Source organism: Natrarchaeobius chitinivorans, from assembly GCF_003841505.1.
Lineage (GTDB): Archaea > Halobacteriota > Halobacteria > Halobacteriales > Natrialbaceae > Natrarchaeobius > Natrarchaeobius chitinivorans.
Map to the genome: position 1 here is coordinate 126,853 of NZ_REGA01000014.1, position 13,365 is coordinate 140,217.

14 protein-coding genes and 1 pseudogene are annotated in these 13,365 nt (G+C 63.2%); 5 read left to right on the top strand and 10 right to left on the bottom strand.

Features of this window, described 5'->3' with window-relative positions:
- Positions 1 to 71: 71 nt before the first annotated feature.
- The 5 genes from EA473_RS15325 to EA473_RS15345 all read right to left on the bottom strand — a co-directional run bounded on the left by EA473_RS15325 (position 72) and on the right by EA473_RS15345 (position 4,339).
- On the bottom strand, positions 72 to 473 hold the full coding sequence (locus tag EA473_RS15325; RefSeq protein ID WP_124196529.1) for a helix-turn-helix transcriptional regulator: 402 nt from the start codon (positions 471 to 473) through the stop codon (positions 72 to 74).
- Positions 474 to 671: 198 nt separating this feature from the next.
- Positions 672 to 902: a SelT/SelW/SelH family protein gene (locus tag EA473_RS15330; RefSeq protein WP_124196530.1), complete on the bottom strand. Its 231-nt coding sequence runs from the start codon at positions 900 to 902 to the stop codon at positions 672 to 674.
- A gap of 219 nt (positions 903 to 1,121) precedes the next feature.
- Positions 1,122 to 1,937, bottom strand: a complete 816-nt coding sequence (surE, locus tag EA473_RS15335; RefSeq protein WP_124196531.1) for a 5'/3'-nucleotidase SurE — start codon at positions 1,935 to 1,937, stop codon at positions 1,122 to 1,124.
- 45 nt (positions 1,938 to 1,982) lie between these two features.
- The gene (locus EA473_RS15340) at positions 1,983 to 3,542 is read right to left on the bottom strand and encodes a small ribosomal subunit Rsm22 family protein (RefSeq protein ID WP_124196532.1); all 1,560 of its coding nucleotides are present in this window, start codon (positions 3,540 to 3,542) and stop codon (positions 1,983 to 1,985) included.
- Positions 3,539 to 4,339, bottom strand: coding sequence for a prephenate dehydrogenase/arogenate dehydrogenase family protein (locus tag EA473_RS15345; RefSeq protein WP_124196533.1), 801 nt, complete (start codon positions 4,337 to 4,339; stop codon positions 3,539 to 3,541). The genes EA473_RS15340 and EA473_RS15345 overlap by 4 nt, the downstream gene beginning before the upstream one ends.
- 218 nt (positions 4,340 to 4,557) lie before the next feature.
- Here EA473_RS15345 and EA473_RS15350 point away from each other — a divergent pair, with 218 nt between their 5' ends.
- Both EA473_RS15350 and EA473_RS15355 read left to right on the top strand, forming a co-directional pair.
- Positions 4,558 to 5,478 (top strand): ABC transporter ATP-binding protein, encoded by a 921-nt coding sequence (locus EA473_RS15350; RefSeq protein ID WP_124196534.1) that lies wholly within the window; start codon positions 4,558 to 4,560, stop codon positions 5,476 to 5,478.
- Entirely contained in the window at positions 5,475 to 6,371 is an 897-nt protein-coding gene (locus EA473_RS15355) for an ABC transporter permease (protein ID WP_124196535.1), read from the top strand. Before EA473_RS15350 ends, EA473_RS15355 begins: the two co-directional genes overlap by 4 nt.
- Positions 6,372 to 6,489: 118 nt before the next feature.
- On the opposite strand, the gene EA473_RS15360 is transcribed toward EA473_RS15355, so the two are convergent.
- Complete coding sequence (locus tag EA473_RS15360) at positions 6,490 to 6,903, bottom strand: hypothetical protein (RefSeq protein ID WP_394341312.1); 414 nt, start codon at positions 6,901 to 6,903, stop codon at positions 6,490 to 6,492.
- Positions 6,904 to 6,948: 45 nt separating this feature from the next.
- Here EA473_RS15360 and EA473_RS15365 point away from each other — a divergent pair, with 45 nt between their 5' ends.
- A complete protein-coding gene (locus EA473_RS15365) occupies positions 6,949 to 7,410 on the top strand; it encodes an MOSC domain-containing protein (protein ID WP_124196537.1) in 462 nt (153 codons plus the stop codon).
- A gap of 83 nt (positions 7,411 to 7,493) precedes the next feature.
- Here the strand turns inward: EA473_RS15365 and EA473_RS15370 are convergent, their stop codons facing one another.
- The 4 genes from EA473_RS15370 to EA473_RS15380 form a co-directional block, all read right to left on the bottom strand.
- Complete coding sequence (locus EA473_RS15370; protein WP_124196538.1) at positions 7,494 to 9,077, bottom strand: hypothetical protein; 1,584 nt, start codon at positions 9,075 to 9,077, stop codon at positions 7,494 to 7,496.
- A 458-nt stretch (positions 9,078 to 9,535) separates the two neighbouring features.
- The gene (locus EA473_RS15375) at positions 9,536 to 10,867 is read right to left on the bottom strand and encodes a cobyrinic acid a,c-diamide synthase (RefSeq protein ID WP_124196539.1); all 1,332 of its coding nucleotides are present in this window, start codon (positions 10,865 to 10,867) and stop codon (positions 9,536 to 9,538) included.
- Positions 10,868 to 11,028: 161 nt separating this feature from the next.
- Positions 11,029 to 11,193, bottom strand: a complete 165-nt coding sequence (locus EA473_RS22365; protein WP_165875301.1) for a hypothetical protein — start codon at positions 11,191 to 11,193, stop codon at positions 11,029 to 11,031.
- 393 nt (positions 11,194 to 11,586) lie between these two features.
- Positions 11,587 to 12,228 carry a hypothetical protein gene (locus EA473_RS15380; protein ID WP_124196540.1) on the bottom strand — a complete coding sequence of 214 codons (642 nt, stop codon included), beginning with the start codon at positions 12,226 to 12,228 and terminating at the stop codon, positions 11,587 to 11,589.
- Positions 12,229 to 12,610: 382 nt separating this feature from the next.
- Here EA473_RS15380 and EA473_RS15385 point away from each other — a divergent pair, with 382 nt between their 5' ends.
- Together EA473_RS15385 and EA473_RS15390 are read left to right on the top strand one after the other, a co-directional pair.
- On the top strand, positions 12,611 to 13,039 hold the full coding sequence (locus EA473_RS15385; protein ID WP_124196541.1) for a DUF7344 domain-containing protein: 429 nt from the start codon (positions 12,611 to 12,613) through the stop codon (positions 13,037 to 13,039).
- A 204-nt stretch (positions 13,040 to 13,243) separates the two neighbouring features.
- A pseudogene (locus tag EA473_RS15390) lies at positions 13,244 to 13,365 on the top strand (IS6 family transposase); the annotation flags it as partial.

Sequence of the window (13,365 nt, forward strand, 5' to 3'; positions counted from 1 at the left end):
GAATCGCCCTGGTTCGTTTCCCCCGTCCGGTCATCGATGCTGAACGTTCGTCACTCGGTAGGGGACTCCCATCACTCGTTGAGATGCGATCGATACCCCTTGGGTTCGAATCCCCGCCGGCAGATCACTCGCTTTCGACCGACGGTGATCGCGCTGATCTGATCGTCGTCTTCCATGCCGGAGATGACCGTCTCGAGGCGGTCCGCCGCCCAGTCGGTTTCCTCGCGAATAGTCGATTCGTCGACGCGGCCCCCTCGCTTGACGAGCAGTCTGAGTATCTTATCCTCGTCGGGCAACTCGTGTTCGTCGACACCGTACTCGATCTCTTCGGCGTAACTGAGCGTTTCGTCGTCGTGTTCGGTTGCCGCCGATTCCACCGTGGGCTCCGTGGTGGACTCGTCCGATGACGTCTCCTCGGTCGATGTCCCCGACCAAAGAGACGACAGACGAGTCCAGAGTGTGCTGAATACCATGTATTGATCACTTCATTGAAACGGTTCCTGCAGGGATGCGGGTATCTCCATCTTCTGTGCTAACAGTAATATTTGTGCCGCCGGAGATCCGATCACGACTTCGCTGTCGCTGTCGCCGGCGAAGGGTGGACGCCTTGCGACCCGCAAGTGAATTATCCATCATCTGTGCAATACGTTCACGGTGTTCGTGATCCGAGATTACAGACGGGACCGAACCCGTCTGACGATTTCGTCGACGTCGAACTCGTCTTCGCCCTTCCTGAAGACCGAATCGCCCCCGACGCGGACGACGAACACGCCGTCGGTTCCCGTCGAGAGCGCGACTGAATCGAGTTCCTCGCCGAACGTCGTCAAGAGCGCGTGCTGGACGTCTTCTGCCCGGGGGAGGAACCCACACGGGACGCAGTATTCGATCTCGACCGTCACCATACGTGACCGTTCGACGGGGAAGTACAAATCAACCCGGGTTGAGATAGAAACATGATAGAAGTGTCACTTGCTGGTCCGTTCAGCCGACACTGTTCCGTTCGGCCGGACGTGTTGCAACCAGTCAGAACAGACTGTCTCATACGGTTTACTGTCCGTCCTTGCCGGCGCACCCGCCGCCTGGATCGCGGGTGCGCCGGTACACAGGGACAGTAATCCGCATCACTCGGCCTCGACGACGTCGACCGCATTCGATTCGGCGTACGCCGTTACGAGGCGCTCGAGCGATTCGTGCTCGAGCGTCGAGTGAGGCGCTGTCAACGGCGAAATACTGATTCGCCCCTCGGCGACCGCCCGGCGGTCCGTCCCCTCCGGATCGGGGATAATCGCCGGGTCCATCGTCTCCCAGATTCGGTCGTTGAGGTGTATCGACTCGCCGATGCGTTCGGCGTCCATCGCGTAGCGCTTCGACGGACGCGTGATCTGGACCGGCGCGGCGGAGCCGTCAGCGATCGGGACGTTGACGTTCAGATAGCCAGCGTGGTCGAAGACGTCCGCCTCGAGCGCGTTCTCGACGAGAAACGTCGTCACTCGAGTCGCGTTGCTGTAATCGTCGGTCGTCAGTTCGGTTTCGCACAGCGGCGTCTCGTCGATGGGGACGTACATCGAGGTCGCGATCGCGGGAACCTCGAAGAAGGCAGCTTCGACCGCCGCACCGATCGTTCCTGACCGACCGAGAACGTACTCGCCGAGGTTTGCACCCCGGTTACACCCCGCGACGACGAGATCCGGATCGGCCGCCAGTTCGGTGAGGCCGGCGACGACGCAGTCGGCCGGAGTGCCGGCGACCGCGTATCCGAGTTCGTGTTCGAACACGTCGACCTCGTGGGAGATGGACCGACCGCAGGCGCTTCGGTCGTCGCTGGGTGCGACGACCGTCACGTCGGCGATATCGGTGAGCGCGTCGTGTACGGCGCGGATCCCCGTGGCGTCGATGCCGTCGTCGTTCGTCAGGAGAACCTCGAGAGCGTCGCCCATACCTCTTCCGTCGAAAGCGGAACGCGAAAAGCCCACCGCTTGTGGTCAGGCGATCCGGTCGACGACCGTCTCCTCGTCGACGACCAGATTGTACGCCCCCTCGTCGTCGTTCCAGAGCGCGAGGATGCCTTCGAACGAACAGATCTCGCCGTAGTCGGCCTCGATCAGCGGCCGATTCAGCGCCGTCTCCGACGTGAGGACGGCGTAGTGATCGACCGACTCGCTCCCGTCGCTGATTTTGAACAGTGGATTTCTCCCGTCCGTCTCCTCGTCGCCGTCGCTCAGGGAGTGGCTGAGTTTCGCCGCGACGAGGTCGATACGGTTCGTGACGTGGCGGTCCATGTCGGCCATCTTCGCCCAGTCGGTCGTCTGGAGCGAGAGGTCGATCCGGCGCGTCCCGTCCAGTCGCAACAGCGAGTAGGAGTACTGGACGTCGACGTTGACGAACTCCCCTTGCGTATGATCCGGGTCGTCGGCCGGCGTCGCCTCCTCGAGGCTGCGCTGAAACGCCGGCACCTCGAGATCCGGGCCGACGTCGAACGACCAGCCGCGATCGGACGGCCGTTCGCCGTCCCAGAGCCGAACAGTGGGGCCGTACACCGTCACTCTGCTGGCTTCGGCGGGCGCGTCACCGCCGTCGTCCCCGCTCTCGGTTTCGCCCCCCTTCTCGCCGTTCGTGGCTGGTCGGGCCCGCAGGCGTTCGTCCTCGAGTTCCCGCTCTACCTCCCGCAGCTGGATACTGGTGTGTTTGTCCGCCGGTGCCATCGCCAGCAACGTCCCGTCCGGTGTGAGCGTCTCGAGGTACGACCGACAGACCGAAACGGGATCTTCGAGTTCACTCAGGACGTTACAGGCGAGAACGAGATCGAAGCCGTCGTCCGGGTCCGTCGGATCGAAACCTCCGGTTTCGTCGACCGCACTCGGATCGAACGCCTCGGCGGTCGTCCGGTGGATCGTGGTGTGGACGTTCCGGCCGGTCTCCGAGAGCAGATCAGACAGGATCTCCGCCGCGGCGCTCGGTTCGATCGCGTGGTACTCGAGCAGTGCGTCCTCGGGTAAGTACTCACAGAGCCCGATCGCGGGGCCGCCGACGCCGGCACCGACGTCCAGAACGCGAAGCTTCCGCCCGAGCAGACCGCGGTCGGCCAGGTCGTCGAGTGCGTACTGAACCGCGGCGTAGTACCCCGGAAGGTGATAGATCGCGTACCCGGCCGCGACGTCCTCGTCGTACTCGACCGCGGCTCGCTCGAGGTAGGCGGACTTGAACCGGCGGATCGTCGACCGGAGGAGGTCGCCGCTCGCCCCGTCGTGCCAGCGTGGTCCGTATCGGTCGGCCAGCAGATCCTCGAGGCGATGCTCGAACCGCTCCGGGAACCGCCGGATCGGATCACTGCACGGCCGAACCGGTTCGTCGTCGACGGGGACGAACGTACCGTCCTCGCGCTCGATCAGACCGAGGTCGACGGCTTCCTCCCGGAGGATCTGACGGACGACCGCCGGATGGGGCGAGCCAGCGACGTAGTCGCAGATCTCGTCGGGATCGATCGGCCGAACGTTCCGGAGGTACTTCGCGTTCGATCGGACCGATTCGCGCTGGTCGCTCATCGGGTTTCACCGGAGTCGGTGTCGGTGTCCGTCCCGGCGGGAACGTCGTCCGTTCGTTCACTACCGTGCAAGCGATGTGCCGCTTCCCGATACAGCGCCTCGAGCTCCTCGGAATCGGCGGCGGCGATATCGCTGGCCGCGACCGCGACCGCGTCCGCACCGTCGAACGTCTCCTGAATGTCGGCGTACACCTGTGGCGTTCCGTCGGTGACCTGTTCGGCGACCGCTCGCAAGCGGTCGTACACCGGCGTCTCGAACCCGTCCGGAACCGACTTCGACGCGAGCGCGAACGAGAGTATCGCGGCGTGGGCCGACGCCTGAACCGTCTCCATCGCTTCGTCGTGTTCGTCCGCAGTCGTCTCGAGGAACTCGTTCCCGCGTTCACCGATCGTCTCGAGAAGTTCGTCGGTCGTGGGTCCCGGTCGATCTCGGACGACGGCGATCGAGCCAGGGGCTCGCTCGGGTGCGAAAAGCGGGTGCAAGCTGACGCGTTCTCCGTTCGGCGCGTGCGTCTCCATCGCCCGAACCGGCGGTCCCATCACGCCCGAGACGTCCACGACCGCCCGTTCGGCCCGGTCAGCGTGTTCTTCTATCGCCTCGACGACGTGTGTCATCGGCACCGCGAGACAGACGACGTCGAAGGTCGTTTCGCCGCCGAGGTCGACGACGTCCCCGCCAACCACGTCCGCCGCTGCAGCCGCCGTTTCGGCGTCGACGTCGGCGAAGGAGACGTCGGCATCGATCGCCCGACCGAACCACCTCCCCATCGAGCCCGCGCCGACGATCAGTACGTCCATCGGTCTTGGGTATCCACCGCCGTCGCAAAAGCGGTTCGGTCGATTTCCACGCCGGCGACACTCGAGTGACCGGCGTCGGGGTATACGTTTCCGTACGTGGTGACCGGCGGCGGGATATAAGTTTCCGAACGTGGTGAGTGCCGAGTATCGCATGGTCCCGCGTACGCACCACCTCATATCGGAGCCTGACGGCGGCTCAAACGGATCGAGGGGGACGGATGGCCGCGATTGAACTCGAGGGGGTAACGAAACGGTTCGGAGACGTCCTCGCCGTCGATAGCCTGGACCTCACGGTCGACGACGGCGAGATATTCGGGTTTCTGGGCCCGAACGGGGCCGGGAAGTCGACGACGATCGACATTCTGCTGGATTTCGTTCGTCCGACGGCGGGGACCGCGACCGTCCTCGGCCACGACGCACAGACCGACGGACGGGCCGTTCGACGCCGGACGGGCGTACTCCCGGACGGTTACCACGTCTACGATCGGCTCACCGGCCGCCACCACCTCGAGTTCGCCCGCGAAATAAAAGGGGTCGAGGCCGACATCGAGGGAGTACTCGAACGAGTCCGGATCGCCGACGCCGCCGACCGCAAGGCGGGCGGCTACTCGAAGGGAATGCGCCAGCGACTCGTGCTCGCAATGGCGTTGATCGGCGATCCCGACCTGCTCGTTCTCGACGAACCGTCGACAGGGCTGGATCCGAACGGGGCCCGCGAGATGCGCGAGATACTCCGCGAGGAGAACGCCCGCGGGACGACCGTGTTCTTCTCGAGCCACGTCATGGAACAGGTCGAAGCGGTCTGTGATCGCGTCGCGATAATCGACCGGGGCCGACTCGTCGCGGTCGATACGATCGATGGACTCCGTGACGCATCCGAAACCGGGGAGACGCTGTACGTCTACGTCTCGACTCTCGACGACGAAATCGTCGCGGACGTTGCCGCTCTCGACGGCGTCGGAAGTGCGTCGATCGAGGACGGCCGCCTGCGGGTGACAGCCGACGACGTATCGAAGTTCGCCGTACTGCACGCGATCGATACCGACGTAACGGCCGTCCAGGACTTCTCTGTGGTCGAGTCCTCGCTCGAGGACCTTTTCGTTCGGTACACGAACGAGCGACAGGAGGTCGACGCATGAGCGGCTCTGAACTCGGAGCCGGAAGCTGGGTTGCCGTCGCCAAGAAGGATTTCCGAGACGCGGTTCAATCACGGGCACTGTGGGCGCTCGTGGCCGTCTTCGTCGTTCTCTCGATCGGGTCGACGTACGCGTACGTCGAGGCACCCGAACTGCTTGGTAGTCCGGGCGGTGCGACGTTCGCCGGATTGATCTTCTTCACGATCGGTCTCACCGGACTGTTCGTTCCGCTGGCAGCGATCGTCGTCGGCTACAGGTCGATCGCCGGCGAACGCGAACTCGGGAGCATCAAACTGCTGCTCTCCATGCCGACCACGCGGGGGAGCGTTTTCGTCGGGAAAGTCGTCGGTCGTACGTGTGTTCTTGCGTTCGGTCTCGTGGTCGGACTCCTCGTCGGTCTCGGGGTCGGAGCTGCGATGCTCGGCGAACTCCGGATCGTTCCGGTTGCGGTGTTCGTTGCCGTCACACTACTCTTTTCGGCCGTCTACACCGCGATCGTGGTCGGCATCTCGGCGACGACCGGATCGACATCGCGTGCGACTACGCTGGCACTCGGGTTCTTCGTCGTCTTCGAGTTGTTCTGGGACGCCGTTCCCATGGTAATTCTCTACGTTGTCGAGGGCTTTGCCACGCCGACTGCGATCCCCGACTGGGTGTTCCCGATTACACAGCTTTCACCCTCTTCGGCGTACTTTTCGTCGGTCGTCGCTCTGTTGCCGGATCTCGCCGAGACGGCGGAGGCTACCCAGGCAGGTGCCAGCACGGGTGCCGACGCCGCGTCCGGGGAGCCGGCACCGTTGTACGCCACCCCCGAAATCGGCCTTCTCGTCCTCGCGTTGTGGCTGGTCGCGGCGCTCGTCGTCGGCTACTATCGGTTCAGGTCGGCAGACCTCTAACGGCTTGGGAAGACACTATAGTAACAACTATGACAACTCACACGCCGATCGCAGTACCTCTGGCGATCAGTGTGAGATGATTTACAGTAGCTACTATAGAAGGAACGGCGAAGCGGCGTTACTCGTCTTCGAGGGCGTCGGCGATGCGTTTGAGTGCGCGAGTCTGATCGCGCATTTCGTCGCGCAGTTGCCGAACCTCCTGAACGAGTTCTTCGTTGCCCACGTCCTCACCGCGTCCGCCCGGACCGCCGGGGGCACCGCCAGGACCGCCGGGACCGCCGCCCATCATGCCGCCCATCATCTGGGCGAACGGGTTGCCGCCCATGCCACCCGGGCCGCCGGGGCCGCCGCCACCGCCGAACGGACTCTCCGGTGGCTCACCCTCGCCTTCGCCTTCCTCGGCTCGCTTTTCTCGGATTTCTTCGACTCGCTCGCGGAAGGATTTCTCCTCGCCGTCGTCTCCGTCGCCGTTGGAATCGGGTTCGTCCGACATACTCCCGGATTCTGTACCTGCGCGGAAAAGGGTTGCCATATTTCGAACGAACGAGTTATCTCCGTCCGATTCGACGCTCGTCGTATGCAGGGAACGGTACACGCGATTCACGTCGCCCCGGAGCAGGGAGCGCCGATGAACGCCACCGACAGCGTCGAGGCCGTCGCGGGTCGCGGACTCGAGGGCGACCGGTACTACCACGACGGCGGAACGTTCGGCAGTCGGGAGGGAAGCGACCTCACGCTGATCGAACGGGAAGCACTCACGGCCGTCGAGCGAGACTACGACGTCGACCTCGAGCCCGGCGTTCACCGCCGAAACGTCACGACGACCGGCATCGCTCTCAACCACCTCGCGGATGCTCGCTTTCGAATCGGCGACGTCCGCTGTGAGGGGATCGAACTCTGTGAGCCGTGTTCGTACCTCGAGGGTCACCTCGAGACCGAAGGCGTCCGGGAAGCGCTCGTTCACCGGGGCGGGCTCAGAGCCCGGATTCTGGAGGGCGGAACGATCTCCGACGGCGATCCGGTCGAGCGACTCGAGTGACTGTCGACGATCGGGGGACCCCATTCGACGGCCGGACCACAGATCATCGCGACGGCTGATCGGCGTCCACTACCCTCTCCGGGTCAGTACGCGAACAGCTGCCAGAAACGTTCGCCGATCGTCGGCGGCCCGAGTTCCTCGGGTCGTTCGACGTCAGCCCCGATCTCGTACTCGTAGGCGAGGTGGGCGTCGTACGCCTCGTCCGTCGATCCTCGATCGGAGACGTTCATTCGCAGTTCTCCGTGAGAGAGCGTCTTTCGCTCGGTATCGATAGTAACCCGTGCCCACGACTCGTGGATCACGGGATCGTCGAACCGTTCGTCCAGCTCGTCTTCGTGCTGTGCGAAGTACACGTCGTCGGGATCGGTGAGCTCGAGCGTGATCTCGTCGCCGTCCTCGGCGACGACGGTCCAGTTTTCGGCGTCCGGCGAGGGTTCGCCGAGCTTCGGGAGGCGGTCTTCCTCGGTCATCATCGCGTATCCGGGCAACGGAGCAGGTTGGCCGACGTGAAACACCGCATTCGTGTGGTACGTGTCGTACCCGTCGAGCGACGTCGATACGTGGCGGTTCTCCCTGTCGATCCGGAACTCGTAGACCACTTCCTCGTCCGGCGCGGACGCGTTGAGCCAGCGGAACGCGTGGTTCGAGCGGTCCGTATTGTCGTGGGCTGTCGCGTACAGTTCGTCTGGATCGTTCGGAAGCGGCTCCGGCTCGGTATCCACGGGCCGGATCTCGTTCGCCCGAATCGCTCCGGCGGCGACCACGAGCGACGTGACGAGCAAGACGGCGATCGCGAGACGAGCAATCGGCACCGACCGAGGAGCGGTGTCCCGTCCCGACGATCGGGACGGCGGCCTCGAGTCGGCGAAACGGTCGAGTGCGAGCCCGAGCGCTCCCGCGAGCCACACCGCGCCGGCCGCGACGAGAATCGAGATACCGAGAGCGATCGGAACGATCGCGGCGTCGACCGGGCCGACCGTGAGTGTGGCGTCCTCGAACCAGCGCACCACGCGATCGGTGGCGACGAACGCGCCGGCCGAACCGCCGACGAACGCGAGCGTCCAGGCCGTCGCCGTCGCGAGCGATCGCGGCGAAGAACGCGGTGCGGCGATCACCGTGCGGAACGCGTCGGTGACGCCCACACCGCGTCCGATCTCGGCGACTGCGATCCCGGGCAGAATCCAGACGACGAGCGCGCCGATTCCGATCCCGGCGAACGGGCCGAACGTGACGACGGCGAACGTGAGCAGATCGCCGTAGCCAGCCCAGTAGAGGACGAATCTGATCGGCGTATCGACCACCAGAAAGAGGACGTTTCCGAGGGCGAGCGCGACCCAGTGGCCGACGGTCGCGATCGCGGCCAACGCAGCCAGTCGTCCGGCGAGATTGCCGTCCCACCCGCTTCCGGCGACGTCCTCTTTGGCTCGAGTCTCCTCCCCCGCAATCGCCGTCCGAGCCGTCGAAGAGACGGCCGCGAGACCGAAGACGGCGACGATCGGCGGCCAGAGGAGGACCGCGGCGGCGAGCCAGAGATCGCCGAAATAGAGGTCGAGAAAATCGACGAGCGTGATTCGGAAGCCCCCCTCGAGTACTGTGACGAGCGCCGCGACGGCGACGAGTCGCCAATTCGACGTCGCCCGTGTGAGGACGGTCCTGAACGAAGACATGATCAGTACTCGAGACGATTCGACCATAAATTATCCTCATCTTCTTCGATCGGAGATTGCTGATGCACTTTCGCTTTCGTTCTGGAATCGAAGAGACAAGGACACCGCGTTATACGGATTACTGTCACTGTGTACCGGCGCAGCCGCCGCCCGGGTCGCGGGTGCGCCGGCAATGACGTACAGACAACCGTATTAGTGCTTCTCGTTTTCCAGAGCGAACGTGCACTGTTGGGCTCTGGTGAATCCCCAGACAGCGCCAACTTGATCCGTCACAACTATAGTAGCCACTGAACGTCATCCCACACCCGATCGCCAGACGAAACGGCGATCGGTGTGTACATCGTTTCAGTTGTTACTATAGCGGCGTCGAAGCGGGAAACGGCGGCTGTTTTATACATGTCCTGGAAAATGCTTCCGTCCGGGAGGGAACTCGGGCCGGGGGAGGCCGCGGGGTCACGTTATCGGTCGTTCGAGCCCGACGACGAAATCGACTCGAGGAATCGATCGAACGCCCCGCTTTCGGGGTGGACGTGGGCGTACGTGCCGAGGGAATCGTACTCGAGCAGGCCGTCGCGGTCGCCGTCGATCCCGCTCCCGCGGACGGTTTCGAAGGCAAAGCGGGCGTCGGCGTCGACGTCAGCACTCGAGTAGTGAAACTCGTGACCTCGAAGTCGGTCGCCGGCCGCCGCCGTGAGCGTCGCCGCACTCGCCTCGAGTTCGACGTGATCGAGCGCCTGGTACCGATCGTGTACGGTAACGTCGGCAGGGAGAATCCCCGCCATCTCGCTTCGATCGCCGTCGGCGGTCGTCAACGATTGGCTCATCGCCATCAGGCCACCACACTCCCCGAAGACGGCCAGCCCCTCGCTCGCCAGTTGCCCGAGTTCCGAGAGCGTCCCCGTGTCCTCGAGTGCAGCCGCGTGAAGTTCGGGATAGCCGCCGGGCAGGTAGACGCCGTCGCAGTTCGGGACGGGATCGCCGGCGACCGGCGAGAACGTCAGAACCTCGGCGCGTTCCCTGAAGCGTTCGATCGTCGCGGGATACCGAAAGCAGAACGCGGCGTCGCTGGCGACCGCGATCCGGGCGTCGATGTCCGGACGATCCGCCGACTCGGCCGCGGACTCGGGTTTCGGCGGTTCACGAGCGATCGACGCCAGCCGCTCGGCCGACAGCGAGGCGGCGGCGTCCCGCAGCGCCGCCGTCGGAAGCGTCGCTTCGTGCCCCATCTCGAGTCCGAGGTGGCGGTCCGGAATCTCGAGGTCGTCGTTTGGCGGAACCCGTCCGAAATACTCGAGGTCGTCGGGAAGCGCGTCGCGGATGCCCGCCTCGTGGCGGCCGCCGTGGGCGCGTTGGGCGACGATCCCCGCGACCTCGATCTCGCGGCCGATAGACGCGGCGTACTCTCGAAAGCCGAGCGCCGTCGCCGCGACGCTTTCCATGCCGGCGCTCGAATCGACGACCAGAACGACCGGAAGACCGAGCGCTTCGGCGACCATCGCCGTGCTCGAGGCGTCGCCGTCGTACAGGCCCATGACACCCTCGACGATGCAGACGTCGCCGTCGCCGCGGTAGTAGTTCCGTCGGAGCCCCTCCTCGCCCTCGAGCCACAGGTCGAGGTTCCGGGAGGGGCGACCCGCCACCGCTTCGTGATGGCTCGGGTCGATGAAGTCCGGCCCCGCTTTCGCGGGCTGGACCGCGTAGCCGGCGTCGGAAAGCGCTCGGGTGATCGCGAGCGTCGCGACTGTTTTTCCGACGCCGGAACTCACGCCGCCGAGGACGAACCCCTTCATCGCTCTCGCCTCGGGGATCGGCCGGCTATTTCGGCGGTCGTCGTCGGACTGTGGATCGTCTCCGTTCTGCCCATTGGGGTTTCGTTAGTACAACTGGACTTTAATCCGTCGGTGAACGGAACGGACCAGGTGTGCTGGATCCGAGCGGTCGATCCACAGCGTTATCCGTCGTGTTCGTACTCGCGGAGGACGGCGGCGACGGTGTCGGTGACCTGCTCGAGGGCGGCGTCGTTCGTCTTCCGCAGGTCGCCGTCTCGCGCACGTTCGATGTGACGAAGCGCCTCTCGAAGGTGGTGACCGGTCAGGTCGTCTTCGGTATCAGTCATCGAAATCGGGACCTGCTGGTAGCCGACTCAAACACTTACGTTCGTCGGTGAGAGCCGACAGAGATAGTCCTCGCTGGAACGATCAACACCGATCGCACAGTATCCGGTTCTCGTTCACGGCGGGCGCTCACGGCTCCCGTTGGTCGCCGCTCGCCGTTCCGCGGCTCTCGCTCACGGGCCACTTCGTTCCCCGTTCGCCGTTCCGCGGTTCTCGTTCGCTTTGCTCGCTTCAAACCGCGTGCACTCCGAACCGCGTTTTCACCATTCGGTCATGTACGCAATGACGTGCAATGGCTACTATAATATGCGAGACCAGTACTCCAGGGTGGGAAAAGACGACGTCTCATCGTGTCGGCACGGCAGGTCAGCGACCGTTCGTGGTGGGTGAATACGTCAGCAGGGGAGACTTTCGTGACAGTTCGTCGTTAGTATTTCACAGCCGATCCGCGAGCCCTGCGTGCAGCTCCCTCCGATGCACATGACGATTTCGAACAGCTCCACTTCGGGAATGGGGCACCCGTCCAGATTACAGTAGGGCTCATCGAGCGTCCAGCAGCTGCTCGCTGTGACCTCGTCTCCATCCACCGTAAACATCTCGAGTGATCCGTCGTCTTCGTCGGCCGGTTCGACCAGGGCGCGCGTGCTCCCTTCCTCCGGGTATACGTGTAGTTCCGCCGTGTACTCTTCGGACTCCGTGACCAGAGCAATTCGGGGCACGTTCTTGCCGTCGACCACGGCACGCTGGACCTGCGTGCCCGGCCGACCATGTCGGGAGACGTTCCCTTCGGTCGGCTGAAACGACGGCAACGACTCCGAATCGACGTACCCCTGCTCCTCGAGTTCCTCGAGTAGCTGGTGGGCTTCTTCGTCTACTACGCGCTGAATGCGAGCCGCTGCTTCGTAGTCGGCGATCCGTGCGTCGTCGCCGTCGTTCGCGTTCGCCAGGCCACTGGTGAATCCCAGGGTCGCCACCGACGCGGACACTACTTTCAACATGGTTCGTCTGTTGGTCGTGCGGGGACTTTTTTCGGTCATACTCCGATCAAAGTCCAATAACTTAGCGCATAAAATTTTTCTAGGATTAAAGACACGATACCTGGCCGTTAATAGTCCACTTCAAACGGGGTGTAAGCATCTCGCCGGAGATACAATTTCACGTATGTCGGCTGATTTCGGAAAACAACAGCCACAGAGTCTGCCAATTCATCGGGAGAAACGATTTCGAGAGTGACTGTCTGCGCCGACGCCGCGAGTGGCCTCGCCAGCAGACGGTTCGATCGTACCGACGGTGGGAGTAACAAGTCATTCGAGAGGGAACGAAAACCCGTTTTTTGGCCGAACCGGGAGTCGAATCAGAACGAATGGGTTTTGTCAACAATTCCCAAATATTATTACCTAGCATATAGTTGGCCGTCGTATGAGTGACGATGACCCCGGAAAGGGTAACGACTGCAACAAACGATATCTCCATGCCGATAGCAAAACCCGCTGGAGCGGTGAGTACGGAACGCACGGACCGGACCAGTTACGAACGATTTTCCAGGTGCTGGCCGAGAAACGCCGCCGTCACATGCTCTACGAGTTGCGCCAAAACGACGTAACGTATCTCGACTCACTCGTAGACACGATCGCGACCGAGCGTGCGATTCCGGGTGAAGAACGTGACGAGAAAATCGACCGGCTGAAAGTGCGAATGATCCACTCGGATATCCCGCTACTGGTAGACTCCGGCCTGGTCGAGTACGACTCGAGAAGCGGGGCCATTCGGTACTCTGGCGCGGAGCGATCGGTCGAACGGATTCTCGATATCTGTGCGGATGTGGATCGGCAATCTCGAGAGTTGTGATCGGGAAGTCGGTCGACAGCGAGTTTTAATACTATCGGACAGGAGTCAGTGATACGGACCGTTTTACACACAACGAATAGGAATATTCGTATACCACCACGCTTTCGGCAGCTATTTATATTGTCTTACTTCTGATGACAGGTATGGATGGCACTGTCTAGATGAGAGTTTGAGGAACGAGCAGGTGGTGGCGAGAAGTGTCCAATGCAACTCGCCAACCTGCTCAGAGAGACCTTAGACGTGGATTGTGATGAGGTTTGGGAGAACGAGCGCACCCCGACACCCGTCAGGGTGTTCGCGGTGCGTCTGCATTCGATGGGATTGTC